20 protein-coding genes are annotated in these 25,166 nt (G+C 64.8%); all 20 read left to right on the top strand.

Annotated features, from left to right (window positions below; translation table 11 throughout):
* Positions 1-65 precede the first annotated feature (65 nt).
* On the top strand, positions 66-3,557 hold the full coding sequence (gene rpoB, locus BLQ39_RS05715) for a DNA-directed RNA polymerase subunit beta (RefSeq protein WP_092322411.1): 3,492 nt from the start codon (positions 66-68) through the stop codon (positions 3,555-3,557).
* 44 nt (positions 3,558-3,601) lie between these two features.
* Positions 3,602-7,498, top strand: coding sequence for a DNA-directed RNA polymerase subunit beta' (locus BLQ39_RS05710; protein ID WP_092322408.1), 3,897 nt, complete (start codon positions 3,602-3,604; stop codon positions 7,496-7,498).
* Positions 7,499-7,597: 99 nt separating this feature from the next.
* The gene (locus tag BLQ39_RS05705; RefSeq protein WP_092322407.1) at positions 7,598-8,308 is read left to right on the top strand and encodes a hypothetical protein; all 711 of its coding nucleotides are present in this window, start codon (positions 7,598-7,600) and stop codon (positions 8,306-8,308) included.
* A gap of 165 nt (positions 8,309-8,473) precedes the next feature.
* Positions 8,474-10,144 carry a GspE/PulE family protein gene (locus BLQ39_RS05700; RefSeq protein ID WP_092322405.1) on the top strand — a complete coding sequence of 557 codons (1,671 nt, stop codon included), beginning with the start codon at positions 8,474-8,476 and terminating at the stop codon, positions 10,142-10,144.
* Between the two features lie 19 nt (positions 10,145-10,163).
* A complete protein-coding gene (locus BLQ39_RS05695) occupies positions 10,164-11,648 on the top strand; it encodes a type IV pilus twitching motility protein PilT (protein WP_277870638.1) in 1,485 nt (494 codons plus the stop codon).
* Positions 11,649-12,878 carry a type II secretion system F family protein gene (locus BLQ39_RS05690; RefSeq protein WP_241982930.1) on the top strand — a complete coding sequence of 410 codons (1,230 nt, stop codon included), beginning with the start codon at positions 11,649-11,651 and terminating at the stop codon, positions 12,876-12,878.
* Positions 12,879-13,013: 135 nt separating this feature from the next.
* Positions 13,014-13,421, top strand: a complete 408-nt coding sequence (locus BLQ39_RS16215; RefSeq protein ID WP_092322402.1) for a type II secretion system protein — start codon at positions 13,014-13,016, stop codon at positions 13,419-13,421.
* A gap of 133 nt (positions 13,422-13,554) precedes the next feature.
* A complete protein-coding gene (locus BLQ39_RS05680; RefSeq protein ID WP_134575349.1) occupies positions 13,555-13,983 on the top strand; it encodes a type II secretion system protein in 429 nt (142 codons plus the stop codon).
* Positions 13,983-14,567 carry a hypothetical protein gene (locus tag BLQ39_RS05675; RefSeq protein WP_092322399.1) on the top strand — a complete coding sequence of 195 codons (585 nt, stop codon included), beginning with the start codon at positions 13,983-13,985 and terminating at the stop codon, positions 14,565-14,567. Before BLQ39_RS05680 ends, BLQ39_RS05675 begins: the two co-directional genes overlap by 1 nt.
* The gene (locus tag BLQ39_RS05670) at positions 14,558-16,192 is read left to right on the top strand and encodes a bactofilin family protein (protein WP_135109259.1); all 1,635 of its coding nucleotides are present in this window, start codon (positions 14,558-14,560) and stop codon (positions 16,190-16,192) included. Before BLQ39_RS05675 ends, BLQ39_RS05670 begins: the two co-directional genes overlap by 10 nt.
* A 3-nt stretch (positions 16,193-16,195) precedes the next feature.
* Complete coding sequence (locus tag BLQ39_RS05665; protein ID WP_092322396.1) at positions 16,196-17,029, top strand: prepilin peptidase; 834 nt, start codon at positions 16,196-16,198, stop codon at positions 17,027-17,029.
* A 25-nt stretch (positions 17,030-17,054) separates the two neighbouring features.
* A complete protein-coding gene (gene pilM, locus BLQ39_RS05660; RefSeq protein ID WP_092322395.1) occupies positions 17,055-18,104 on the top strand; it encodes a type IV pilus assembly protein PilM in 1,050 nt (349 codons plus the stop codon).
* A complete protein-coding gene (locus BLQ39_RS05655; RefSeq protein WP_092322393.1) occupies positions 18,101-18,766 on the top strand; it encodes a hypothetical protein in 666 nt (221 codons plus the stop codon). Before pilM ends, BLQ39_RS05655 begins: the two co-directional genes overlap by 4 nt.
* A gap of 2 nt (positions 18,767-18,768) precedes the next feature.
* Complete coding sequence (locus tag BLQ39_RS05650; RefSeq protein WP_092322392.1) at positions 18,769-19,500, top strand: type IV pilus inner membrane component PilO; 732 nt, start codon at positions 18,769-18,771, stop codon at positions 19,498-19,500.
* Between the two features lie 92 nt (positions 19,501-19,592).
* Entirely contained in the window at positions 19,593-20,579 is a 987-nt protein-coding gene (locus BLQ39_RS05645) for an acyltransferase family protein (protein WP_092322390.1), read from the top strand.
* A 10-nt stretch (positions 20,580-20,589) separates the two neighbouring features.
* Positions 20,590-21,078, top strand: a complete 489-nt coding sequence (locus BLQ39_RS05640) for a DUF6121 family protein (RefSeq protein WP_092322389.1) — start codon at positions 20,590-20,592, stop codon at positions 21,076-21,078.
* 24 nt (positions 21,079-21,102) lie between these two features.
* Positions 21,103-21,756: a spermidine/putrescine ABC transporter substrate-binding protein gene (locus BLQ39_RS05635; protein WP_092322387.1), complete on the top strand. Its 654-nt coding sequence runs from the start codon at positions 21,103-21,105 to the stop codon at positions 21,754-21,756.
* A gap of 285 nt (positions 21,757-22,041) precedes the next feature.
* A complete protein-coding gene (gene rpsL / locus BLQ39_RS05630) occupies positions 22,042-22,416 on the top strand; it encodes a 30S ribosomal protein S12 (RefSeq protein WP_055811472.1) in 375 nt (124 codons plus the stop codon).
* Positions 22,416-22,886, top strand: coding sequence for a 30S ribosomal protein S7 (rpsG, locus tag BLQ39_RS05625; protein ID WP_092322384.1), 471 nt, complete (start codon positions 22,416-22,418; stop codon positions 22,884-22,886). Before rpsL ends, rpsG begins: the two co-directional genes overlap by 1 nt.
* A 99-nt stretch (positions 22,887-22,985) precedes the next feature.
* Positions 22,986-25,100, top strand: coding sequence for an elongation factor G (fusA, locus tag BLQ39_RS05620; protein WP_092322383.1), 2,115 nt, complete (start codon positions 22,986-22,988; stop codon positions 25,098-25,100).
* The last annotated feature ends 66 nt before the right edge of the window (positions 25,101-25,166 follow it).

Raw genomic sequence — 25,166 nt, 5'->3', positions numbered from 1 at the left:
GGGTCTGTGGAGTAATCCCTTAATAACAGTAACTAGGCCTGACGGGGTCCACGGAGGTTATTTTCTTGGCTGCTGCGCGCAACGCAACCACCAACTCACCCAAGAACGGTCGCTCAGCAGAGCGTCTTTCGTTCGCAAAGATCAGCGACAACCTCACTGTTCCGGATCTGCTCGCTTTGCAGACCGAGAGCTTTGACTGGCTTGTCGGGAACGATATCTGGAAGGCGCGCCTCGCTGAGGCGCAGAAGGCCGGTCGTCAGGACCTGCCCAGCCGTACCGGACTCGACGAAATCTTCGAAGAGATCTCTCCCATCGAGGACCTCGGCGAAACGATGCAGTTGTCGTTCACCAACCCGGAGCTCGAGCCGGAGAAGTACACCATCGACGAGTGCAAGGAAAAGGGCAAGACCTACTCCGCACCGCTCTATGTGAACGCTGAGTTCATGAACCACCTCACCGGTGAGATCAAGACCCAGACCGTGTTCATGGGTGACTTCCCCCTCATGACGCCCAAGGGCACCTTCGTGATCAACGGCACCGAGCGTGTCGTCGTCTCGCAGCTCGTGCGTTCGCCCGGCGTCTACTTCGACCGCCAGCAGGAGAAGACCTCCGACAAGGACATCTACTCCGCTCGCGTCATCCCGAGCCGTGGTGCCTGGCTCGAATTCGAGATCGACAAGCGCGACCAGGTCGGCGTTCGCATCGACCGCAAGCGCAAGCAGTCCGTGACCGTCTTCCTCAAGGCGCTCGGACTCACCAGCGAGGAAATCCTCGAGGAGTTCAAGGGCTTCGCGTCCATCGAGCTCACCCTCGAGAAGGACAACATCCTCACCAAGGAAGAAGCCCTCAAGGACATCTACCGCAAGCTCCGCCCGGGCGAGCAGGTTGCCGCCGAGGCCGCACGCGCGCTCCTGGACAACTTCTTCTTCAACTCCAAGCGCTACGACCTGGCCAAGGTTGGTCGCTACAAGATCAACCGCAAGCTCGGCCTCGAGGCCCCGCTCAGCGACTCCGTACTGACGCTCCAGGACATCCTGGCCACGATCAAGTACCTCGTCGCACTCCACGACAACCAGACGACGATCGTCGGCACCCGCGAGGGCAAGAAGACCGACATTCGGATCGACATCGACGACATCGACCACTTCGGTAACCGTCGTATCCGCGCCGTCGGCGAGCTGATCCAGAACCAGGTCCGCACCGGCCTGTCCCGCATGGAGCGCGTCGTTCGCGAGCGCATGACCACGCAGGACATCGAAGCGATCACCCCGCAGACCCTGATCAACGTGCGCCCCGTCGTTGCCGCGATCAAGGAGTTCTTCGGTACCTCGCAGCTCTCGCAGTTCATGGACCAGAACAACCCGCTCGCGGGCCTCACGCACAAGCGTCGCTTGTCTGCGCTCGGCCCGGGTGGTCTGTCCCGTGACCGCGCCGGCGTCGAGGTGCGAGACGTTCACCCCTCGCACTACGGCCGCATGTGCCCGATCGAGACCCCGGAAGGCCCGAACATCGGCCTGATCGGTTCGCTCGCATCGTTCGCCCGCATCAACGCCTTCGGTTTCATCGAGACCCCGTACCGCCGTGTAGTCAACGGCAACGTCACCACGGATATCGACTACCTGACCGCGTCCGAGGAAGACGAGTTCATCGTCGCCCAGGCAAACGCGCCGCTCACCAAGGACTCGCACTTCGCGCAAGACCGCGTGCTGGCTCGTAAGAAGGGTGGAGAGGTCGACCTCTTCCCCGCCGACGAAATCGGCTACATGGATGTCTCGCCGCGCCAGATGGTGTCGGTCGCGACCTCGCTCATCCCGTTCCTCGAGCACGACGATGCCAACCGTGCGCTCATGGGTGCCAACATGCAGCGTCAGGCCGTGCCGCTTCTTCTCAGCGACAGCCCGCTGGTCGGAACCGGTATGGAGGTCTTCGCGGCCATCGACGCCGGCGACGTGCTCACCGCCGACAAGGCCGGTGTGGTGATGGAGGTTTCGGCCGACGTCGTCACCATCCAGCTGGACGAGGGCGGAACGCAGGACTACTACCTGCGCAAGTTCGCCCGCTCCAACCAGGGAACGAGCTACAACCACCGCGTCATCGTCAATGCGGGCGACCGTATTGAGGTCGGCGAGGTCATCGCCGATGGCCCGGCCACCGACAACGGAGAGCTCGCCCTCGGAAAGAACCTCCTCGTGGCATTCATGCCGTGGGAGGGTCACAACTTCGAGGACGCGATCATCCTGAGCCAGAACCTGGTGAAGGACGACACCCTCTCCTCGATTCACATCGAGGAGTACGAGGTCGACGCCCGCGACACCAAGCTGGGCAAGGAAGAGATCACTCGCGACCTGCCCAACGTGTCGCCCGACCTCCTCGCCGACCTCGACGAGCGTGGCATCATCCGGATCGGTGCAGAGGTTCGCCCCGGCGATATCCTCGTGGGCAAGGTCACGCCGAAGGGCGAGACCGAGCTTTCCGCCGAGGAGCGCCTGCTGCGCGCCATCTTCAATGAGAAGAGCCGCGAAGTTCGCGACACGAGCCTGAAGGTTCCCCACGGTGAGCGCGGCACGATCATCGGCGTCAAGGTGTTCGACTCGCAGGATGGCGACGACGAGCTCGGCTCGGGCGTCAACCAGCGAGTTGCCGTCTTCATCGCCCAGAAGCGCAAGATCACCGAAGGTGACAAGCTTGCCGGCCGTCACGGCAACAAGGGTGTCATCTCCAAGATCCTGCCCGTCGAGGACATGCCGTTCCTCGCCGACGGAACCCCGGTTGACATCATCCTCAACCCGCTGGGTATCCCCGGTCGAATGAACTTCGGTCAGGTGCTCGAAACCCACCTCGGCTGGATCGCCAAGCAGGGCTGGAACGTCGAGGGCAAGCCCAAGTGGGCTGCCAAGCTTCCCGAGCAGGCGCACAGCGCGGCCCCGGGCACCAAGGTTGCGACCCCGGTGTTCGACGGCGCGCTCGAGGCCGAGATCGAGGGTCTGCTGGACTCGACGACCAAGACCCGCGATGGCGACCGCCTGATCGACTCCACCGGAAAGACCATGCTGTTCGATGGCCGCTCCGGCGAGCCGTTCCCGCGGCCGATCTCCGTTGGCTACATGTACATCCTGAAGCTCCACCACCTGGTTGACGACAAGATTCACGCACGTTCGACCGGTCCGTACTCCATGATCACGCAGCAGCCGCTGGGTGGTAAGGCGCAGTTCGGTGGACAGCGTTTCGGTGAGATGGAGGTGTGGGCGCTCGAAGCATACGGAGCCGCTTACGCCCTGCAGGAACTCCTGACCATCAAGTCGGACGACATCCTCGGCCGCGTCAAGGTGTACGAAGCGATCGTCAAGGGCGAGAACATCCAGGAGCCCGGTATTCCGGAGAGCTTCAAGGTTCTGATCAAGGAAATGCAGTCGCTGTGCCTGAACGTCGAGGTGCTCTCGGCGGACGGTACCGCAGTCAGCCTGCGCGACACGGATGACGAGGTCTTCCGCGCTGCGGAGGAACTGGGCATCAACATTTCCACCCGGTTTGAGTCGTCATCCATTGACGACATCTAAGCCTGGCCACTGAAGAGACTTCGAAAACTTTCCAAGGAGAGAAATTGCTCGACGTAACAACATTTGACGAGCTTCGCATTGGCCTGGCTACCGCTGACGACATCCGTCGTTGGTCGCACGGTGAGGTCAAGAAGCCCGAAACCATCAACTACCGCACGCTCAAGCCGGAAAAGGACGGACTGTTCGGCGAACAGATCTTCGGCCCGTCCCGCGACTGGGAGTGCTCCTGCGGCAAGTACAAGCGAGTGCGCTTCAAAGGCATCGTTTGTGAGCGCTGTGGCGTAGAGGTCACCAAGTCGTCGGTGCGCCGTGAGCGCATGGGCCACATTGAGCTCGCCGCCCCGGTCACCCACATCTGGTACTTCAAGGGTGTTCCCTCGCGTCTCGGCTACCTGCTGGACATGGCCCCGAAGGACCTCGAAAAGGTCATCTACTTCGCGGCGTACATGGTCATCACGGTTGACGAAGACGGTCGCCACCAGGACATGCCTGGCCTGGAGAACGAACTGCGCCTCGAGATCAAGACCATCGAGGGTCAGCGCGATTCCCGGATCGCCGACCGCCTGCAGCGCCTCGAAACCGACCTCGCAGCACTTGAGGCCGAAGGCGCCAAGAGCGACCAGAAGAAGCGTGCCAAGGACTCGGCCGAGAAGGAGATGAGCCAGGTCCGCAAGTCCCTCGACGAGCAGATCGCTCACCTCGAGCGCGTGTGGGAAGACTTCCGCACCCTCAAGGTCGGCGACCTGAAGCCCGAGGACTCGGTCTTCCACGAACTGCAGGACCGCTTCGGCATGTACTTCGACGCCTACATGGGTGCCGAAGCCATCAAGAAGCGCCTGCTGGCCTTCGACCTGGTCACCGAAAGCGAAAACCTGCACCTGCAGATCGCCGAGGGCAAGGGCCAGAAGAAGATCCGTGCGATCAAGCGCCTCCGCGTGGTCAACGCATTCATCATGACCGGCAACTCGCCGGCCGCGATGGTGCTCGACGTCGTGCCGGTCATCCCGCCGGAACTGCGCCCGATGGTGCAGCTCGACGGTGGCCGCTTCGCGACCTCGGACCTCAACGACCTCTACCGTCGTGTGATCAACCGCAACAACCGCCTGCGTCGTCTGCTTGACCTTGGTGCTCCCGAGATCATCGTGAACAACGAGAAGCGGATGCTGCAGGAAGCCGTTGACGCGCTGTTCGACAACGGTCGTCGTGGCCGCCCCGTCACCGGTACCGGCAACCGCGCCCTCAAGTCCCTGAGCGACATGCTCAAGGGCAAGCAGGGTCGCTTCCGTCAGAACCTGCTCGGCAAGCGCGTCGACTACTCGGGCCGTTCGGTCATCGTCGTCGGCCCGCAGCTCAAGCTGCACCAGTGTGGTCTGCCCAAGCAGATGGCGCTGGAGCTGTTCAAGCCGTTCGTGATCAAGCGCCTGATCGACCTGAGCCACGCTCAGAACATCAAGGCCGCCAAGCGCATGGTTGAGAGGAGCCGCCCGCAGGTCTGGGACGTGCTCGAGGAGATCATCCGCGAGCGCCCCGTGCTGCTGAACCGTGCACCGACGCTTCACCGCCTGGGCATCCAGGCGTTCGAGCCTCAGCTCGTTGAGGGTAAGGCCATCCAGCTGCACCCCCTCGTCTGTGCCGCGTTCAACGCCGACTTCGACGGCGACCAGATGGCAGTCCACCTGCCGCTGTCGATGGAAGCCCAGGCCGAAGCGCGCATCCTGATGCTCGCGTCGAACAACATCCTGAAGCCGTCAGACGGCCGCCCGGTGACCCTGCCCACGCAGGACATGATCATCGGTCTGCACCACCTGACCACGCTCAAGGAAGGCGTCGAAGGCGAAGGCCGCGCGTTCTCCTCCACGTCAGAGGCGATCCTCGCCTTCGACCAGAAGTCGCTCGACCTCAACGCCAAGGTGCGCATCCGCCTGACCGACAAGTACTTCACCGAGGGCACGCAGCCCGAAGGCGTCGAGCTTGTCAACGGCCAGGCCGTGGGAACGGTCCTCGTGACCACCACGCTCGGACGCGCGATCTTCAACGAGGCCATGCCGGTCGACTACCCGTACTTCGAGAAGGTGGCCGACAAGGGCACGCTCTCCGGGATCGTCAACGACCTCGCCGAGCGGTACCCGAAGGTGGAAGTTGCCGCGACGCTTGACCGCGTCAAGGACGCCGGTTTCTACTGGGCTACCCGCTCGGGCGTGACCGTCGCCCTCAGCGACATCCTGACCCCGCCGAACAAGCCGCAGATCGTTGCCGGCTACGAGAAGCAGGCCGCCAAGGTGCAGTCACAGTTCGAGAAGGGTCTCACGACCGACCTCGAGCGTCGCCAGGAGCTCATCCAGATCTGGACCCGCGCAACGGAAGACGTTGCCAAGGCCATGCAGGAGAACTTCCCGGAAGACAACACGATCAACCGCATGGTGACATCCGGTGCTCGTGGTAACTGGCTGCAGGTGCGCAACATCGCCGGCATGCGAGGCCTGGTGAACAACCCGAAGGGTGAGATCATCCCTCGCCCGATCATCTCGAGCTACCGCGAAGGCCTGTCCGTCGCCGAGTACTTCATTGCTACTCACGGTGCTCGTAAGGGTCTGGCCGACACGGCGCTTCGTACCGCCGACTCGGGTTACCTCACGCGTCGTCTCGTGGACGTCTCGCAGGATGTCATCATCCGCGAAGACGACTGTGGAACGACCAAGGGCCTCGAGCTGCCGATCGCCGTCGCCGACTCGACCGGGGCACTGGTTCGCCACCCCAACGTCGAGAACGCGGTTTACGCTCGCAGCCTGGCCGCTCCCGCGGTCAACGCCAAGGGCGAGGTCGTCGCAGACGCCGGAGCCGACGTGGGCGACGTGCTCATCGGCAAGCTGGTCGAAGCGGGCGTTGAGAACATCAAGGTGCGTTCGGTGCTCACGTGTGAGTCGGCCGTCGGTGTGTGTGCTGTCTGCTACGGCCGCTCGCTTGCCACCGGGCTGCTCGTCGACATCGGTGAGGCCGTCGGTATCATCGCCGCACAGTCCATCGGTGAGCCGGGTACCCAGCTCACGATGCGTACCTTCCACACCGGTGGTTCGGCATCCGCCGACGACATCACCCAGGGTCTGCCGCGCGTGCAGGAACTGTTTGAGGCGCGTACCCCCAAGGGTGCATCGCCGATCGTCGACACCGCCGGCCGCATCACGATCGAGGACACGGACCGCAGCCGCAAGGTGATCCTGACCCCCGACAACGGCGACGAAGCGATTGCCTACCCGGTGCTCAAGCGTTCGACCCTCCTCGTTGAGGACGGCCAGCACGTCGAGCTCGGCACGCAGATCATCATCGGCGCCGTCGACCCGAAGGAAGTTCTTCGAGTCAAGGGTGTGCGCGAGGTGCAGAAGCACATCGTCGGTGGCGTGCAGGATGTCTACCGTTCGCAGGGCGTGCCGATCCACGACAAGCACATTGAGGTCATCGTTCGCCAGATGCTCCGCAAGGTGACCGTTGTGGACCACGGCGACACCGGCCTGCTGCCGGGCGAGCTCGTTGACCGGTTGAAGTACAACGAGCTCAACCGCACCGCGCTCACCGAGGGCAAGAAGACGGCTTCGGCTCGTCAGGAAGTCATGGGTATCACCAAGGCTTCGCTGGCAACCGAGTCGTGGCTGTCGGCCGCTTCCTTCCAGGAGACCACCCGGGTTCTGACCCAGGCGGCCATGGAAGGCAAGAGCGACCCGCTGATGGGCCTCAAGGAGAACGTGATCATCGGTAAGTTGATCCCGGCCGGCACCGGTCTTCCCCGCTACCGCGACGTCAACGTCGAGGCAACGGATGAAGCCAAGGCTGAGCGTTACCCGAACCGCATCTTCACCGATGATGCGTCGTTCACCGAGGGTGACCTGAGCTTCGTCGACTTCGACAGCTTCTCGTCTGACGACGCGACGCCCGGTACGTACAACTAGTACTGCGTTTAGTCCAACGGATGGCCCCCTGCTTCGGCAGGGGGCCATCCGTCGTTCACGGTGAGCGATAAGGTAGAGCCAATCTCGAAGGGGTAACCGGTGGCCGCTGATCGAGCTCGACGCGCGCCGGGTGCCGGGCGGCCCGTCGGGGCGCCGCGGCCCTGGGTCTTCGTGCTGCTTGCGGTCGCCGTGATCGCGGTCGTCGTCCTGGTGGTCCTGGCCCTCCTGCCCAGGGGGACCAGCCCGACCACCCCGACCGGCCCGGATGCCCCCGCCGCGCGCCCGGTGCCCAGCTCTCCCGCGACAGCCCTGCCGATCACTCCGACCCCTACGCTCGTGGCCGACGACGGGACGCCGCGGCCGACCAACTGCGACGAGCTCTACAGCCCGTCGATGGTGGAGGCCATGGGCGACCTCGTGCTGAACCCGGCCTGGGCGACCGCCCCCGGCGCCGAGGTGCTCTACGGATCCGACGATGCAGCGCTCCGCAGGGTCATTGACACGGCCGAGAACCTGACCTGCATCTGGGGCACCGCGGCGGGCGGCTCCGACACCGGCGTCGTCACCGACCTCGTCCGGGTCACACCGGCGCAGAGCGGCGCGGTCAAGGCCCGGCTCGAGGAGGCCGGCCTCCGCTGCTACGAGGAGCTCGAGGGCCTCCGCTGCGTCATCCAGACGACCACGGAGTCCGGAACGTTCGGCGAATCGCACTTCCTGCGCGACGGCATCTGGCTGGCCACCAAGTACACGAACGCCGGCCCCGACGGCTACACGCACGACATCATCGCCAATGTCTGGAAGGCCGCGTAGCTTCTCGGGACATCCGGCGCCGACTCACCCCCAGATCGCGGGACTGTCGAGCGTGTCGGCCCGCCGGTACCGTTAGCCTTGAGCTAAATCACACCCCGGGCACAGCCTTACCCTGCACCGCCCGACGGTTCCGCATGCAGCGCCCGACCCGGGGGGAGTACCAACGTGGCAACCCTGACCGAAATCCTGATCCTGCACGGCCTCCTGCCCATCGAGGTGCTCGACACCCTCATGTCCGGCGATCCGGCCGACGAGAGCGCCGTGCGCGCCCTGGTCAAGAGCGGCGTGATCAGCGAGATCCAGTTCGCCAGGGCCGTCGCCGCGCAGGCGAACCTGCCCTTCGTCGAGCTGCTCGACTACCCGGTTGACCGGCTCGCCGTCTCGCTCGTTCCCGCCGCAGTCTGCCGACGCCACAACGTGCTCCCGATCAAGATCGACGGCGGCCACCTCGTACTCGCCATGGTCGACCCCGGCAACGTCTTCGCCATCGACGACGTGCGCGAAGCGGCACGGATGCGTGTTGTCCCGGTCGTCGCAGAACGCTCCGACCTGCTCGGCGCCCTCGCCCGCTACCACCGGGCCGACGACGAACTCAGCGACCTCACCTCCACCCTGGAGGACGAGAACGCCGCAATCGAAAGCTCCTCGTTCGGGCTGGCCGATGCCGGCGACGACGACGCCCCGATCGTGCGGTTCGTCAACCTCCTGGTGAGCCAGGCGATCCAGGACCTGGCCTCCGACATCCACATCGAGCCGGCCGAGAACAGCCTGCGCGTGCGCTACCGCATCGACGGCGTGCTGCACGAAATGCAGACCGCGCCGAAGAGCATCCAGAACGGCGTGATCTCGCGGCTCAAGATCATGAGCGACATCGACATCGCCGAGCGTCGCAAACCGCAGGACGGCCGCATGTCGGTCAGCCACGGCGGCCGCAAGATCGACCTGCGCGTGGCGACCCTGCCCACGGTGTGGGGCGAGAAGATCGTCATGCGAATCCTCGACAACGCGAGCACCACCATGAGCCTCTCGGCCCTCAACCTGCTCGAGTACAACGCCGAGGCCTACAAGACGGCGTACTCCAAGCCGTACGGGATGATCCTTGTGACCGGGCCCACGGGCTCGGGCAAGTCGACGACGCTGTACACGACCCTGAACTCGGTCGCCCGGCCGGAGATCAACGTGATCACCGTCGAAGACCCGGTGGAGTACCGGATGGCGGGCATCAACCAGGTGCAGGTCAACGTCAAGGCCGGCCTCACCTTCGCCAGCGCCCTGCGCTCGATCCTGCGTTCAGACCCCGACGTCGTGCTGCTCGGTGAGATCCGCGACCACGAGACGGCGCAGATCGCGATCGAGGCAGCCCTCACCGGCCACCTCGTGCTCTCCACTCTGCACACCAACAACGCGCCCAGCGCGATCACCCGCCTCACCGAGATGGGGATCGAGCCGTTCCTGGTCGGCTCCGCGCTCGACTGCGTCGTGGCCCAGCGGCTCGCGCGTCGCCTCTGCCCGCGTTGCAAGGCGCCCGGCGAGCATGACGCGTCCGAGCTGCAAAGCCTGGGCATACGCTTCGATCCGAATCTCCCGCTGCCGACGCTGTACAAGCCGGTCGGATGCGCGAGCTGTTCCAACACCGGCTACCGAGGGCGCGTCGCCGTGCACGAGGTCATGACGGTTTCGGAAGAGATCGAACGCCTCACGGTTGCCCGCGCGTCGAGCGCGGACATCTCCAGGGCCGCGTGCGAGCAGGGGATGCTCACGCTGCGTGAAGATGGTTGGGCGAAAGTTCGACTTGGTTTGACGTCCATCGAGGAAATTCTCCGGGTGGTCGCATAGTGCCGAAGGGGAAATCCGCATGAACCAGCCCATCTACGAGATTCCGGTCACGCCGCCGGGCACCACGGCGGCCAGCTGGAGCCTCAGCGAGCCCGAAACCGAGTCCGGGCTCGCGGAGGCCATGGCCGCTGCTGCCGCCCAGGCCGCGGCCCGGATGGAGACCCACACGGACAGCCGTGCGGAAGGCCACGCGGAAAGACAGTCGGCCTCCGGCGTCATCGACTTCGACCCGCCCACCCTGCGCCTGCCGGTGCCGTCAGTGCCGTCGGTGACGACCCCCGAGGTGCCGCTCGGCCAGTTCGAGGGCGTCGCCGAGGCAGACATCGTCACCTTCGCCGAACGCCCCCGCCGCACCCGCGCGGGCGACACCAACGCGCCCGACCCTGACCTCATGGGCGCCCTCGCCGAGGTGCTCGACCTCAACGCCTCCGACCTGCACATCACGGTCGGCGCGCCGCCGAGCATCCGCCTCGACGGCGGCCTCCGGCCCATCGACGGCTCGACCAAGTGGATGCGCGACAAGGTCTTTTCGGCACTGCAGAGCATCCTGACTCCGGCGCAGCGGGAGGAGTTCGAGCGTGAACTCGAACTCGACTTCGCCTACACCGCCGGCGGGGCGCGGTTCCGCGTGAACTACTACCAGCAGCGCAGCTCGATCGGAGGCGCCTTCCGGCTGATCCCGCGCGAGATCAAGCAGCTGAAAGACCTCGGCGTGCCCGAGTCGGTCGCCCAGTTCGCTGCGATCCCGCGTGGCCTCGTGCTCGTCACCGGCCCCACCGGTTCGGGCAAGTCGACCACGCTCGCCGCGCTCGTCGACCTGGTCAACCGCACACGGGCCGACCACATCGTCACGGTCGAAGACCCGATCGAGTTCCTGCACCGGCACCAGAAGTCGCTGGTCAACCAGCGCGAGGTCGGCAGCGACACGCACAGCTTCGCCGCTGCGCTCAAGCACGTGCTGCGGCAGGACCCCGACGTCATCCTGATCGGCGAGCTGCGCGACCTGGAGACGATCTCGGTGGCCCTGACCGCCGCAGAGACCGGCCACCTCGTCTACGCCACGCTGCACACCCAGTCGGCCGCGCAGACGATCGACCGCATCATCGACGTCTTCCCGCCGCACCAGCAGGGCCAGGTACGGGCGCAGCTCGCGGCGACGTTGCAGGGCGTCGTCTGCCAGACCCTGGTGAAGAAGGTCGGCGGCGGGCGTGTGGTGGCCACCGAGGTGCTCGTCACGACCTCGGCCATCGCCAACCTCATCCGCGAGGGCAAAACCTACCAGATCGCCTCCTCGATGCAGGCCGGTCGCAGCCAGGGCATGCACACAATGGACCAGCACCTGGCCGAGCTCGTCAACAGCGGCTTGATCACTCGCCACTCGGCGGAGGAAAAGGCCCAGGATCTCGAAGGCCTCGCCCAGCTTATTCGCCGGGTCGACCCCTCCGACGATCCCATGGCCGGCGGCATCGACTTCGGCGACTCCTTCTCGCCCAAGGGCAAGTAGGTGCCCTCGACCCTGGCCTTCGCGTACAAGGGCCGGAACGCGGCCGGCAAGGTCGTCAAGGGACGCCTGGATGCCGCATCCGAGGCTGCGGCGATGGGACGCATGCGCACCATGGGGCTGTCGCCCATCAGCGTGTCGGAAGTCGCTGTGGGCACCGGCCTCAGCATGGAGATCAAGATCCCCGGCTTCGGCAAGGGTGTCGGGCTCAAGGACCTCGCGATCATGAGCCGCCAGATGGCCACGATGACCTCTGCCGGGCTGTCGCTGCTCCGTACGCTGAACATCCTCTCGGAGCAGACTGAGAACAAGGAGCTCGCCCGAATCCTCACGTCGATTCGGAACGACGTCGAATCCGGTGTCTCCCTGTCAGAGGCGATGGACAAACACAACACGGTCTTCCCGCCGATCATGATCAACCTAGTTAAGGCGGGCGAAACCGGCGGGTTCCTTGAGAACTCGCTCAACTCGGTCGCCGGTAACTTCGAATCGGAGGGCAAACTTCGCGACACCATCAAGTCGGCGATGGCCTACCCGACGATCGTGCTCATCATGGCTGTGGTTGCCGTGATCGGCATGCTCACGTTTATCGTTCCGGTCTTCGAGAAGATGTTCAAGAACCTTGGCGGACAATTGCCGCTGCCGACTCAAGTTCTTGTCGTGCTCTCTCAAGCAATGGTGTGGCTGCTCCCCTTGCTCATAGTCGGCGGAATCGTTTTTGCCGTGTGGTGGCGCAAGAACAAGAACACAGAAGTCGTACGCAAGATCTTGGACCCGATCATTTTGAAGCTCCCCGTTTTCGGCCCGTTGATGACCAAGCTGGCCATCGCGCGGTTCAGCCGCAACTTCTCGACGATGATCGGCGCGGGTGTCCCCATCCTGGCGGCACTGAACATCGTCGGCGAGACATCAGGCAACTGGGTAGTCGAGTCTGCCGTGCGCAAGGTGCAGGAGTCCGTGCGACAAGGGAAGTCGATTGCCGGTCCGCTGAGCCTCGAGCCGGTCTTCCCCGCCATGGTCACTCAGATGATCGCCGTCGGTGAAGATGCCGGCGCCCTGGAGCAGATGCTCGGCAAGATAGCCGACTTCTATGACCAGGAGGTGCAGTCCACGGCCGAGCAGCTCACCGCCCTGATCGAGCCCCTGATGATCGCCTTCATCGGAGTCGTCGTGGGCGGCATGATCGTCGCGCTGTACATGCCCATGTTCAGCATCTTCGAATACATCAAGTAGCCGCCCCCTCACTGGGGGCGCGTTATGCCAGAAAACCCCCTGTAAGTGGGATATTGCCCCACGCTGTGGCCCATAAGCTTCAACTCAGGCAACGCAAAAGCCTTTCCCAGCACCCATCCAGTAAAGGACACTCACATGATCAGAAGCATCACTGAGGCGCTTGCCCGCAAGCGTTCAGAACTCGGCCAGAAGGAAAAGGGCTTCACGCTCATCGAGCTTCTCGTCGTCGTCATCATCATCGGCATCCTCGCCGCCATCGCCATCCCCATCTTCCTCAGCCAGCAGAACCAGGCCAAAGATTCGGCCGCAAAGTCGGACCTCGCGACGGCCAAGGTCGCCTATGTGAGCCTGCTCCTCGACACCCCGGCCGGTACAACGACCATCGGAGATCTCACCGCGTACGGATTTGTGAAGTCCGCCGATGTGACAAGCGTCTTGATCAAGACCGGTGGAACGAACTTCTGCATCGACGCTGTCAGCGGTTCGACGGTTGCATACAGCATTACGAACTCCGGTGGAGTCAAGAAGGCAGCTTGCGCCTAGATCGCAGGGCTCCCGGCTCTCCCGTCTGACGCGGAGGAATCGGACCCTTTGGCGGTGGGGCGTCGTTGAAGTGACGCTCCACCGCCGTTTTTGCCATTCAACGCACTCTCAATCCTCAGGAAGGGGTCGGCGCGTGAACAAGCGACTGCGGGTCAACCGCGGACCGTGCGAAGCTGGGTTCGGCCTGATAGAAATTGTCGTCTCAATGTTCCTGCTCGGCCTTCTGTCCGTCGCGTTTCTCCCTCTTCTCGTCACTTCTCTGCAGACTTCCGTTCGCAACTCGACCATCGCCACGGCGACCCAGTTGGTCAACCAGCAAATGGAGCAAGCCCGCGCGGCGGGCGACACCTGTTCTCTCATCACCGCTTTTGGGAGTGCATCCCTGGCCGTCGTTCCTCCTGACGCGCGCGGAGTCAGCTATCAACCGACGCGCAATGTGGAGTCCTGCTCCGCGGTGGTCGCCTATCCGACCACCGTAAAGGTCATCGTGTCCGTTTCGGTTGTCGGGTCGACTGCGCCTGCCCAGACCGCCAGCACGCGAATCTACCTGAGGGCGCCCTGATGCCCTCGCGCAGTGGGGTGTCGGGGCGCGAATCCGCAGAGGTCGGCTTCAGCCTCATCGAGCTGCTGATCTACATGGTGCTCGCAGTCGTCGTGCTTCTGGTCGTGGGTAGTCTCCTCATCAATTCCCTCACTGCTGAGCGCACGGTGCGCGATGCGGCCCAGTCGAGCAGCACGGGCCAGCTTGTCTCGAAGTCTGTAGGCCAGGGCGTTCGCAATTCCAGCTCCATTTGGCGCAGTCCCGCCGGGGCCGTTCCCCAAGTCCTGATCGTCCGAACTGCCGGGACCGCGAGCACCGAGAGCTGGTTCTGCCAGGCCTGGTCCTTCCAAAACGGCCAAATTCGATCCACGAGTTCACCGGACCTCATCCCCACCACAACCGCAAACATCGCGACCTGGACCCTTATCGGGGACGGAATGGCGCCGGTCGCAGGCTTCCCAGTGTTCGGTGGTAGTGGCCGAACCGTCGTCCTCAAGCTCGACGTCGACTCAGGCAAAGGTCAGCCCCTACGCATCGAAACCTCGTTACACAGTCGGCAGCCCGTGCCGGCGACCGGAGTGGAAGTGAGCCTCCCATGTTTCTAGCCGCTGGACTGGACCGTCTTCAGCGCAAGGAGCGCGGGAGCGCGCTGATGGCAGTGCTGGGCGTCATGGCGGTGACCCTCGTAATAGGCATGACGGTTACCGCGGCCACCGTCAATAGCTTGGGTGTCACCAGCAGCAGCCGCGCCTCCGTGCAAGCCAGGGCTGCGGCAGAGGCGGGCGTCGACGTCGCCGCGGTTGGTCTCCAGACCGCCGGCAGCTGTGCCGCGGTCAGTCACGTGTACACGTCCGCGGTCGGGGCGGTTCCGAAGTACAGCGCAGTCATCGAGTATCAGGCGGGCGCGGGCTGGACGGCAGGGTGTCCCACGACTACGACGTCGCAGGTGCGCATCCGGTCCACCGGGTATGCCGAGGCCAACGGAGTCGCCGGTGCCACGTCGGGGGACACGGAGAAGGTCGAAGCCCTCTACGACTACATCCCCGCCTACCCAGGCATCCCCCAGATCGCCGCGACCGGAGCCGCGATCTACGCGGAAACCTTCGCGGCCACGCACAGCCAATTCGGCATCGTCGACCCCATCATCACCGACAGCATCCTGGCCGACGTCCAGGTCGGGCACGGTGACATTGACATCGACTGCAAGACCAATGGGGGAATCGCCGGCAGCGTCATGGCGGGCGAGGGATCCATCATCCTGAACAACTGTGACGTCACCGGCTCCATCCACGCGTCGAAGAACGTGACCCTGACCGGCGGGACCGTGCAGGGCGACGTGATCGCAAGCGGCACCGTGACCGTTGGAGGAACCGTCAACGGCAGCATCTGGGCCGGCGGAAACACCACCGTGTCCAGCAGCACGGTGAAGAAATCGATCATCCTGGCGGGAACCGCAACCAGCGTCGCGACCGTCACAGCGGGCTCCACGGTGATGGGTGACCTCCTCTCGAGCGGCACGGCAACCGTCGCCACGGGCGCCGTGCAGGGCACCGTGCGCACCGGCGTCGGCAGCCTGACGCCGCCGCCGGCACCGGTCATTCCGAGCTGGGTGGATGTGCCGTATCCCTACGCGTCCCCCGCCTCGGCAGCGTGGTTCGCCACCTCGACCTGGAAGGGGCAGGGGTATGTCGAGATCCCCTGGGCGGGCGCGCCCGCCAGCTGTTCGATCAAGAACCTCGAAGCAGAGTGGATAAAGGACCTTGTCGTTCCCACGGTGGTGAACGCCCTGAACTGCCCGAACGGCATCACCACGGAGAGCAGCATCAAGCCCATCGCTCTGAATGCCAATGTCGCCATCATCGCCAAGAGCTTCACGATCACCAAGCTCGAGGCGACGGGGGTTGGAGGCAGCCGGAAGCTCTGGCTGATTGTGCCCGACAACACCGCAGACCACGCACCGACTTGTGTGCCACCTGGGGACATCTACCTCAACAACGAGACGAACACCGACGTGACCCTGTCCGTTATGGTCTACACGCCCTGCAACATCTTGATCGACCGCAACAACTGGCGCGGCCAGCTCTACGGCGCGAAGGTGCAGTTCAACCAGCAGGCCCAGATGAATTTTGCCCCGGTGGGTATCCCGGGCGTGAACCTCGGTGGGCCGGCGCCCACGCCGCCGATCCCCGCACACCTGGGAAGCCGAACAAGCTTCCGAGACCTGAGTTAGCTGATGGTTGGCGCACTGGCTGGCGTGGCCGGAGTCTTCGGGTCGCTCATCGGATCGTTTCTGAACGTGGTGATCTTCCGTCTGCCTGCGGGGCGCTCGATTGTCGCGCCGCCGAGTGCGTGTGGCAGTTGTGGCGCCCGGATTCGACCGTGGGACAACGTGCCGGTGGTTTCGTGGCTGCTGTTGCGCGGGAGGTGCCGCGACTGTGCGGCGGGGATCTCGGTGCGGTATCCGCTGGTGGAGCTGGGGACTGCTCTGTTCTTCGGGGTCGTTGCGTGGTGGCTCTTGTCTGGCGTGGTGTCGACAAGCTCCAGCACCGGTAGCGCGACCGCTGGGGTCGCCGCAACGCTGGTCGCTTTTCTGTATCTCGCTGCCGTGAGCGTGGCGCTCGCGATGATCGACCTGGACACGCACACGCTGCCCAACCGGATCGTGCTGCCGGCGTACCCTGTGGCGGCGGTGCTGCTGACCGGCGGCGCCCTCCTGGCGGGAACGCCCGAGCGGCTGCTCACCGCCCTTGCGGGCGGGGCGGCGCTGTTCGGCCTCTACCTGTTGCTTGCGCTCATCTACCCCGGCGGCATGGGCCTGGGTGACGTGAAACTGGCCGGGCTGCTCGGCCTCTACCTCGGCTGGCTCGGCTGGGCTCCGCTCGCCGTCGGCGCGTTCAGCGCGTTCCTGCTCGGCGGAGTCTTTAGTCTTGTGCTTGTCATCACCCGCAGGGCAAACCGGAAGAGCGGTATTCCGTTCGGCCCGTGGATGCTGGCCGGAGCGTGGCTGGGCATTTTCGGCGGCGAAACGATCGCCACTTGGTACCTGTCACTCTTTGGTTTGGCATGACGACACGACTAGCGGGGGAGAAGCCATGACGACCAGCGTCGTAGGGATCGACATCGGCAGCGCCGCGGTGCGCGCCGTAGAAGTGAGCGACGCCGGCAAGGCGAAGCCAACGCTCGTGCGCTTCCATGAGGTGGCCCTGCCCGGCGGCGCCGTCAGCCGCGGCGAGGTCGTCGAACCGAATACGGTCGCGGCCGCCATCAAGCAGTTATGGTCAGCCGGGGGGTTCAAGAGCAAAAACGTCGTGCTCGGCATGGGCAACCACCGGGTGCTCGCTCGGGACCTCGCGGTGCCCAAGGCCTCGATGAAGCACATCCGCGAGGCGCTGCCCTTCCAGGTGCAGGACATGCTGCCCGTTCCGGTCTCCGACGCGCTGCTCGACTTCTACCCGATCTCCGAGAGCGACGGAGAGAACGGCCCGCAGGTCAATGGCCTGCTGATCGCGGCGGTGAAAGAAGCGGTGCTCGGCAATGTGCTCGCAGCCGAGCTCGCCGGGCTGACACCCGTCGAAGTCGACCTCATCCCGTTCGCGCTCAGCCGCGCCATCCACCGCGGCGAGAACACGGATGGAGCGGTCGTGCAGATCGACGTCGGCGCCGGAACGACGAGCGTGGTCATCACGATCGCCGGCGTGCCCCAGTTCGTGCGCCTGATCCCGACCGGGGGCGACGACCTCACCCAGGCGCTCACCGTTCGTCTGGCCATCGACGCCGAACAGGCAGGGGCCATGAAGAGGAGCCTTGGCCTCTCCCCGGCGGGCGCCCTGCCCGAACACCACGCGGCCGTCACGATCATCCGCGAGGTCACGACCGAGCTGCTCAACAGCCTGCGGAACACCGTCAACTATTTCACCAACACACGCGACCACCTCACGGTGACCCGCATCGTGCTCACCGGCGGCGGAGCGCAACTGGGCGGGTTCGCCGAGGCGCTCGGGGAGATGACGAGGCTTCCGGTTGTGGCTCCGGAATCGATCGGGTCCGTGGCCCTCGGTCGCGGCGTGGACGCAACTGCCTTGACGCAGACCAGGGGCGCATTCCTGGTCGCGCTGGGCCTGGCGCTGGGGAGTAAAGCATGAGCCGCACATCCGCAACCGACGAACTGATCATCGGCGGGGAGCCGCGGGTCGACCTGCTGCCTCCCATCGTCAAGGACAGGCAGCGCGGCAGGATCCTCCGCAGGAACCTCGGCTTTGCCGTCGTCGCAATCGTCGTGCTCGTGGCCGCCGGGGCGGGCGTGGCGTTCTGGCAGGCCGCCGCGAGCCAGGCGAAGCTCGCCTCCGTGCAGCAGCGCACGACCGAACTGCTGGCCGAGCAGGCCAAGTTCGTGGAGGTGCGCCAGGTGCAGGATGACGTCGACCTGTCGATGGCCGCACGCCAGGTGGGCGCCTCGACCGAGGTCGACTGGAAAGCGTATCTCGAGAAGATCCGCCGGGTGCTGCCGTCGGACGTGACGATCGACACCGTCGACATCAGCGCGGCGTCGCCGCTCGTGCTCTTCGAGCAGCCGACCGTTCCCCTGCAAGCGGCGCGGATCGCCACCATCATGATCACGATGACCAGCCCCGGCCTGCCGACGGTCCCCGACTGGCTCGAGGAGATGAAAGCCCTGCCAGGTTATGCAGATGGCTCGCCGACCTCAATCAGGCGCTCCGACACGGGCGCGTACCAGGTCGACCTCACCCTGCACATCAATGAAGGCGCGTACTCCAACCGCTTCGCCGAAACCGAGGAGAAGTAGTCATGAATATGAACAGGTTGTGGGTGCTCGGAGCGGTTCTTCTGATCGGCATCGTCGCCGTGTTGGGCTGGATGCTCGGCATCTCGCCCAAGCTCAGCGAAGCGCGGGAGGCCAAAGCTCAGCAGGAGACAGTGGAGACGCAGAACACCGATCTCGAGGCCCAGTTGGTGACGCTCAAAGAACAGTTCGAGAGCATCGACGACCTCCGCGACGAGCTCGCGGGCCTTCGGGAGTCCGTACCCAGCGGGCCGGACATGCCGGCGTTCGTCGGCCAGCTCGGCACGATGGCCGAGAAGCACAGGGTCGCGCTCACCCAGATCACAGTCAGCGACGCCCAGCCGTATGTGCCCGTCGTCGCAGCCCCGGCCGCCGAGGTTGCGCCGGCCGATGGCGCCGCTACGGGCGATGCCGCAGCCGCGGCACCTGTCGACGCGGCCGCTACAGCAGCTGCCGCGGCAGAAGCGGCGGCGGCCGCCGCGGTTCCTGCCCCGGTCGTGAATCCGCTGGTGACGGCGCAGAACTTCGTCGCTGTACCCATCTCGCTCGAGGTCAACGGTCGCTACGACGACGTGCTCACCTTTGTCGCGGGGCTGCAGAAGGGCAAGCGACTGGTCATGGTGACCACGTTCAAGACCTCGGAGGAAGAAGACTCCGGCAACGTGACCGGCACGATCACCGCCTTCGTCTACGTGCTGCTCGACCCGACCGCGGATGCGCTGGTCGAGACGGGTTAGGCGCGCCGCGCGCCCAGCAGTCCGCTGATCGGGGCGTGCGCGTTGCTACAGTTGCTGCAGAGAACTACGGCCCAGGCCACGAGGAGCGCAGCATGAGCGACACCACGCCCAACAACGGCAACCGGAACGACCAGAACCGGGACGAGAACCCGTCGGACGCCGGCGAGGCTCGCGAGCCCGCCGACTCCCCGGAGTCTGCTGAAGAACACGCCACCGAGCAGCACTCCGATGAGCACCACGCCACCACCGAGACCGACCCGAACGGCTACACCGGAACGGGCTCGCACGCCGCCGCCTCCGAGCCGGAGGCCACGTCCGACTACCGCAACGAAACCGCGGAGGACCAGCCCCTCACGCACGAGGCCTACCGGCCCGCCGCCACGGTCGGCACCGCGGCAGCTGCATCCGATACCGCAGCGGCCCCGACAGCGCCCGCCGCCCCCGAATACACGCCGCGCGGCGAGCACCCCGAGTACGTCCCCGCTGCGGCCGCAACCCAGACGGCCACCCAGCAGCCCATCTACGTGCAGGCCCCCACACCCCCGCGCAACCGCGGCAACCGCGCCACCGGCGTCCTCGTTGCCGCGCTCGCAACGGTCGTCTACGCAGCCCTCTACGCGCTCGTCGCCATGATCGTCGTCGGCGTCAACGTCGACAGCGCAGCCGAAGCGACCGCACGGTTCACCGAGTTCGTCATCCGGCCCGTGTTCTACATCCCGGTCCTGTTCTTCTTCATCGCCCTGGCGGTGCTCGTCGCCCTCGTCAACCGCGGCGGCTGGTGGGCCTACGTGCTCTTCGGCTTCGTGGTCGCGGCCGTCGTGTACTTCTCCTACATCGGTGGAGCCCTGCTCACCGTGCAGGCGTGGAACTACTCCCCGGATGAGGCCGTGCGGTTCGTCAACACGCTCTGGCTGAACCCGCTCGCCATCGCCGCGGCGGTCATCGCCCGCGAGGTGCCGATCTGGGCCGGTGCCTGGATCGCGCGCAGCGGACGCTCCGTCACCGCCCGCAACGCCGAGACCCGCGCCGAGTACGAGCGCCAGCTCGCCGAAGGTCCGCAGCTCACCCATTCGGCCTAAGCTCGGCCTTGTGCGGGACTACCAGAAATACGCGACGATCCTCGCCGTCTTCACGGCGGTGCTCTACCTCGCGCTGGTCGTCGCCGCCTTCGGCCTGATCAGCCTGGCCACCAACACGGATGTCATCACCCAGCCGGATGCCGGGCCCCTCGTCGGGCCCGGCATGACCGGAACGGCCGTGCTGCTCGTCTTCATCCTCCTGCTCGTGCTCGGCGTGAACACGCCGCCGGAGCGGCAGCGGATCGCGGTCGGATTCGCCGTCGGCACCGGCCTGGCCGCCGTGGCCGCCTTCGTTGTCGCCGGCGCCGTGCTCTACGCGGTAGGGGAGGGGCAGTCGATCAATATGCTCACCTTCGCGTCATCGATGCTGCTCGGCCCCTACGCCGCGGCGACCGGCATCCTCGCCTTCATCGTCGTGCTCGTCTACTCCTGGATCCTCGCGGCCCGCGTGGGCGAAAACGGTCGCCCGCTGTGGCCGTGGGAACGCCGCGGCGAGTAGCCGTAGGGAGTATCCTCAGTATCCATGGAAGGGTCCATCGAGTCGCGCGTCAGCCACGAGGTTGACAACTGGCTGCGTTGGGTTCCCCGCTGGCGCCCCGGCACGCACCGAGGCCGCGCCAGGCTCTGCCGGCAGTGCTTCGGGTCGCCGATTGTCGCCGCCGCCGGCCTGGCCACGGATGTCCCTCACGCGGTGCAGCACGCGCTCTCGATGCGCATGAAACTCGTGATCGATGCGTCGGTGGATGAGTACACCGACCGCAACCTGCCGCTGCTCAGCCGGGAGCTCCGCCTCAATGAGGCTCGCAAGGCCTCCACGGAATACCGGCCGGCCGAGGGGCTCGAGCCCGAGTTCAAGGGCCTCGACCTCGACCCGCCGGCAGCCCCGGATGCCCCGTACCTCTTCACCTTCGGCGAACTCGCCAACGCCGAGGAACCCGTCGACGTTCAGCCACCGCCCCCGCAGCTCTCACTTGAGGAGAAGGCGGCCATCCGCGCCGAACTGAAGCTCGCCGACGACTACGCGATCCTCGTGGGCAAGCGGGTCTGCGCCGAACTCGCCGAGCACCGCGAACGGATCCACAGGGCGGTCTCCGAGTACGTCGAACCGCAGGTGAAGGCGCTGCTCGCCGACCTGGAGAGTGCGCTGGATTCGCCGCTCTGGCCGAGCAGCGGGTAGCGGGATCTCGACAAGCTCGATCAGCGGCATCCATTTGACCGGGTGGGCAGGCGCGGGTTAGTATTTTGGGGTGTGCGCTTTGTCGTGCGGTTGAACTATGCCGTCGACAAGAACATGCACTCAGGGTTTGCTCTCCGAGCAGCCCCCACGGCATACCCACCTGAATCGCGGAAACACGTTCCGCGCGCTGGTGGGTCCAGATGAACTCGATTCGCCCGGAGACGTGCGGAACGAATGCTAGCCATCAATGAGCTGTCACCGTGCAGTTATATCAAGGAGTAATTAGTGCCCACCATTCAGCAGTTGGTCAGAAAGGGCCGCAGCCCCAAGGTCACCAAGACCAAGGCTCCCGCCCTGAAGTCCAACCCACAGCAGCGCGGCGTTTGCACCCGTGTCTACACCACCACCCCGAAGAAGCCGAACTCGGCTCTTCGCAAGGTCGCCCGCGTCAAGCTGTCGAACGGTACCGAGGTCACCGCCTACATCCCAGGCGAGGGTCACAACCTGCAGGAGCACTCGATGGTGCTCGTCCGCGGCGGTCGCGTTAAGGACCTCCCGGGTGTTCGTTACAAGATCGTTCGCGGCGCACTGGACACCCAGGCCGTCAAGAACCGCAAGCAGGCTCGTAGCCGTTACGGCGCCAAGATGGAGAAGAAGTAATGCCTCGTAAAGGCCCAGCGCCCAAGCGTCCCGTTATCGCTGACCCGGTTTACGGTGCTCCCATCGTCAGCCAGCTGGTCAACAAGATCCTCCTCGACGGCAAGAAGGGGCTCGCCGAGCGCATCGTTTACGACGCACTCGAAGGAGTCACCGCCAAGAACAACGCGGATGCCGTTGTCACGCTGAAGAAGGCACTCGACAACGTGCGCCCGACCCTCGAGGTGCGTTCGCGCCGCGTCGGTGGCTCCACGTACCAGGTGCCGGTTGAGGTCAAGCCTCACCGCGCCAACACCCTGGCCCTCCGCTGGTTGACCAGCTACGCCAAGGCGCGTCGCGAGAAGACCATGACCGAGCGTCTCACCAACGAGATTCTCGACGCATCCAACGGCCTCGGCGCCGCGGTGAAGCGTCGCGAAGACACTCACAAGATGGCTGAGGCGAACAAGGCCTTCGCACACTACCGCTGGTAGTCGTTTCGATGATCGAGCTTGTCGAGGTCACAGATCTCGACAAGCTCGATCACCGTGCTTGTTTAGCCCCACCAAACCACAGACTTCCGGAGGACTCCCGTGGCACTTGACGTGCTGACCGACCTGAGCAAGGTCCGCAATATTGGCATCATGGCGCACATTGATGCCGGCAAGACCACCACGACCGAGCGCATCCTGTTCTACACGGGTGTCAACCACAAGATCGGCGAGACCCACGACGGCGCCTCGACGATGGACTGGATGGCGCAGGAGCAGGAGCGCGGCATCACGATCACGTCTGCTGCGACGACGTGTTTCTGGGACAACAACCAGATCAACATCATTGACACCCCCGGTCACGTTGACTTCACCGTCGAGGTGGAGCGTTCGCTCCGCGTCCTCGACGGCGCCGTCGCCGTGTTCGACGGCAAGGAGGGCGTTGAGCCCCAGTCCGAGACCGTCTGGCGCCAGGCCGACAAGTACGACGTGCCCCGCATTTGCTTCGTCAACAAGATGGACAAGCTCGGCGCCGACTTCTACTTCACGGTCGACACGATCATCAAGCGCCTCGGCGCAAAGCCGCTGGTCATCCAGCTGCCCATTGGTGAAGAGTCGAACTTCGAGGGTGTTGTCGACCTCGTCCAGATGCGTGCACTGACCTGGCGCGGCGACTCCAAGGGTGACGTCGAGATGGGCGCCAAGTACGCCATCGAAGAGATCCCCGCCGACCTCGTTGAGAAGGCTGCCGAGTACCGCAAGCTCCTCCTCGAGACCGTCGCCGAAACCGACGATGACCTCATGGAGCGTTACTTCGCCGGCGAAGAGCTGACTGTCGCCGAGATCAAGGGCGCCATCCGCAAGCTCACCGTCAACAGCGAGATCTACCCGGTTCTCTGCGGTTCCGCGTTCAAGAACCGCGGCGTCCAGCCGATGCTCGACGCAGTCGTTGACTACCTCCCGACGCCGCTCGACGTGCCCGCCATTGAGGCGCACGACGCACGCGACGAAGAGAAGGTCGTCATGCGTCACCCGGATGCCGACGAGCCGTTCACCGCTCTCGCCTTCAAGGTTGCCGTGCACCCGTTCTTCGGTCGCCTGACCTACGTGCGCGTGTACTCCGGCCGCCTCGACTCCGGAGCCCAGGTCATCAACTCGACCAAGGGCAAGAAGGAGCGCATCGGCAAGATCTTCCAGATGCACGCCAACAAGGAGAACCCGGTGGCCTTCGTGACCGCCGGTCACATCTACGCGGTCATCGGCCTCAAGGACACGACCACGGGCGACACCCTGTGCGACCCGAACTCACAGGTCGTGCTCGAGTCGATGACGTTCCCGGAGCCGGTCATCGAGGTTGCCATCGAGCCGAAGACGAAGCAGGACCAGGAAAAGCTGGGTCTCGCGATCCAGAAGCTGGCCGAAGAAGACCCCACCTTCCGCACCGAGCAGAACCAGGAAACTGGCCAGACGGTGATCAAGGGAATGGGTGAACTTCACCTCGACATCCTCGTCGATCGCATGAAGCGTGAATTCAACGTTGAGGCGAACGTCGGCAAGCCGCAGGTTGCCTACCGTGAGACCATCCGCAAGTCGGTTGAGCGTCACGACTACACGCACAAGAAGCAGACCGGTGGTTCCGGCCAGTTCGCGAAGATCCAGATCGCACTCGAGCCGATGGAAATCACCGTCGACAAGACGTACGAGTTCGTGAACAAGGTCACCGGCGGCCGCATCCCGCGCGAGTACATTCCGTCGGTCGACGCTGGTATCCAGGACGCGCTGCACGTTGGCGTCCTGGCCGGCTACCCGATGGTCGGCGTCCGCGCGAGCCTGCTCGACGGTGCTGCTCACGACGTCGACTCCTCGGAGATGGCGTTCAAGATTGCCGGATCGATGGGCTTCAAGGAAGCCGTTCGCAAGGCAAACCCCGTTCTGCTCGAGCCGTTGATGGCCGTCGAGGTGCGTACCCCTGAGGAATACATGGGAGACGTCATCGGAGACCTCAACTCGCGTCGCGGGCAGATCCAGACCATGGAGGACGCGCAGGGCGTGAAGGTAATTCGCGCCCACGTGCCCCTCTCGGAGATGTTCGGATACATCGGTGACCTGAGGTCGAAGACCTCCGGCCGCGCCGTGTACTCGATGACTTTCGAGAGCTATGCGGAGGTCCCGAGGGCTGTCGCCGACGAGATCATCCAGAAGAACAAGGGCGAATAGCCCAACCCCTGGCCTTCGGGCCGAATCGCTTAGGCCGCCTGGCCCAAGTAACATAAGTAGACACAT

Source organism: Cryobacterium psychrotolerans, assembly GCF_900101115.1.
GTDB lineage: Bacteria > Actinomycetota > Actinomycetes > Actinomycetales > Microbacteriaceae > Cryobacterium > Cryobacterium psychrotolerans.
This window is presented reverse-complemented; position numbering and strand designations above follow the sequence as displayed.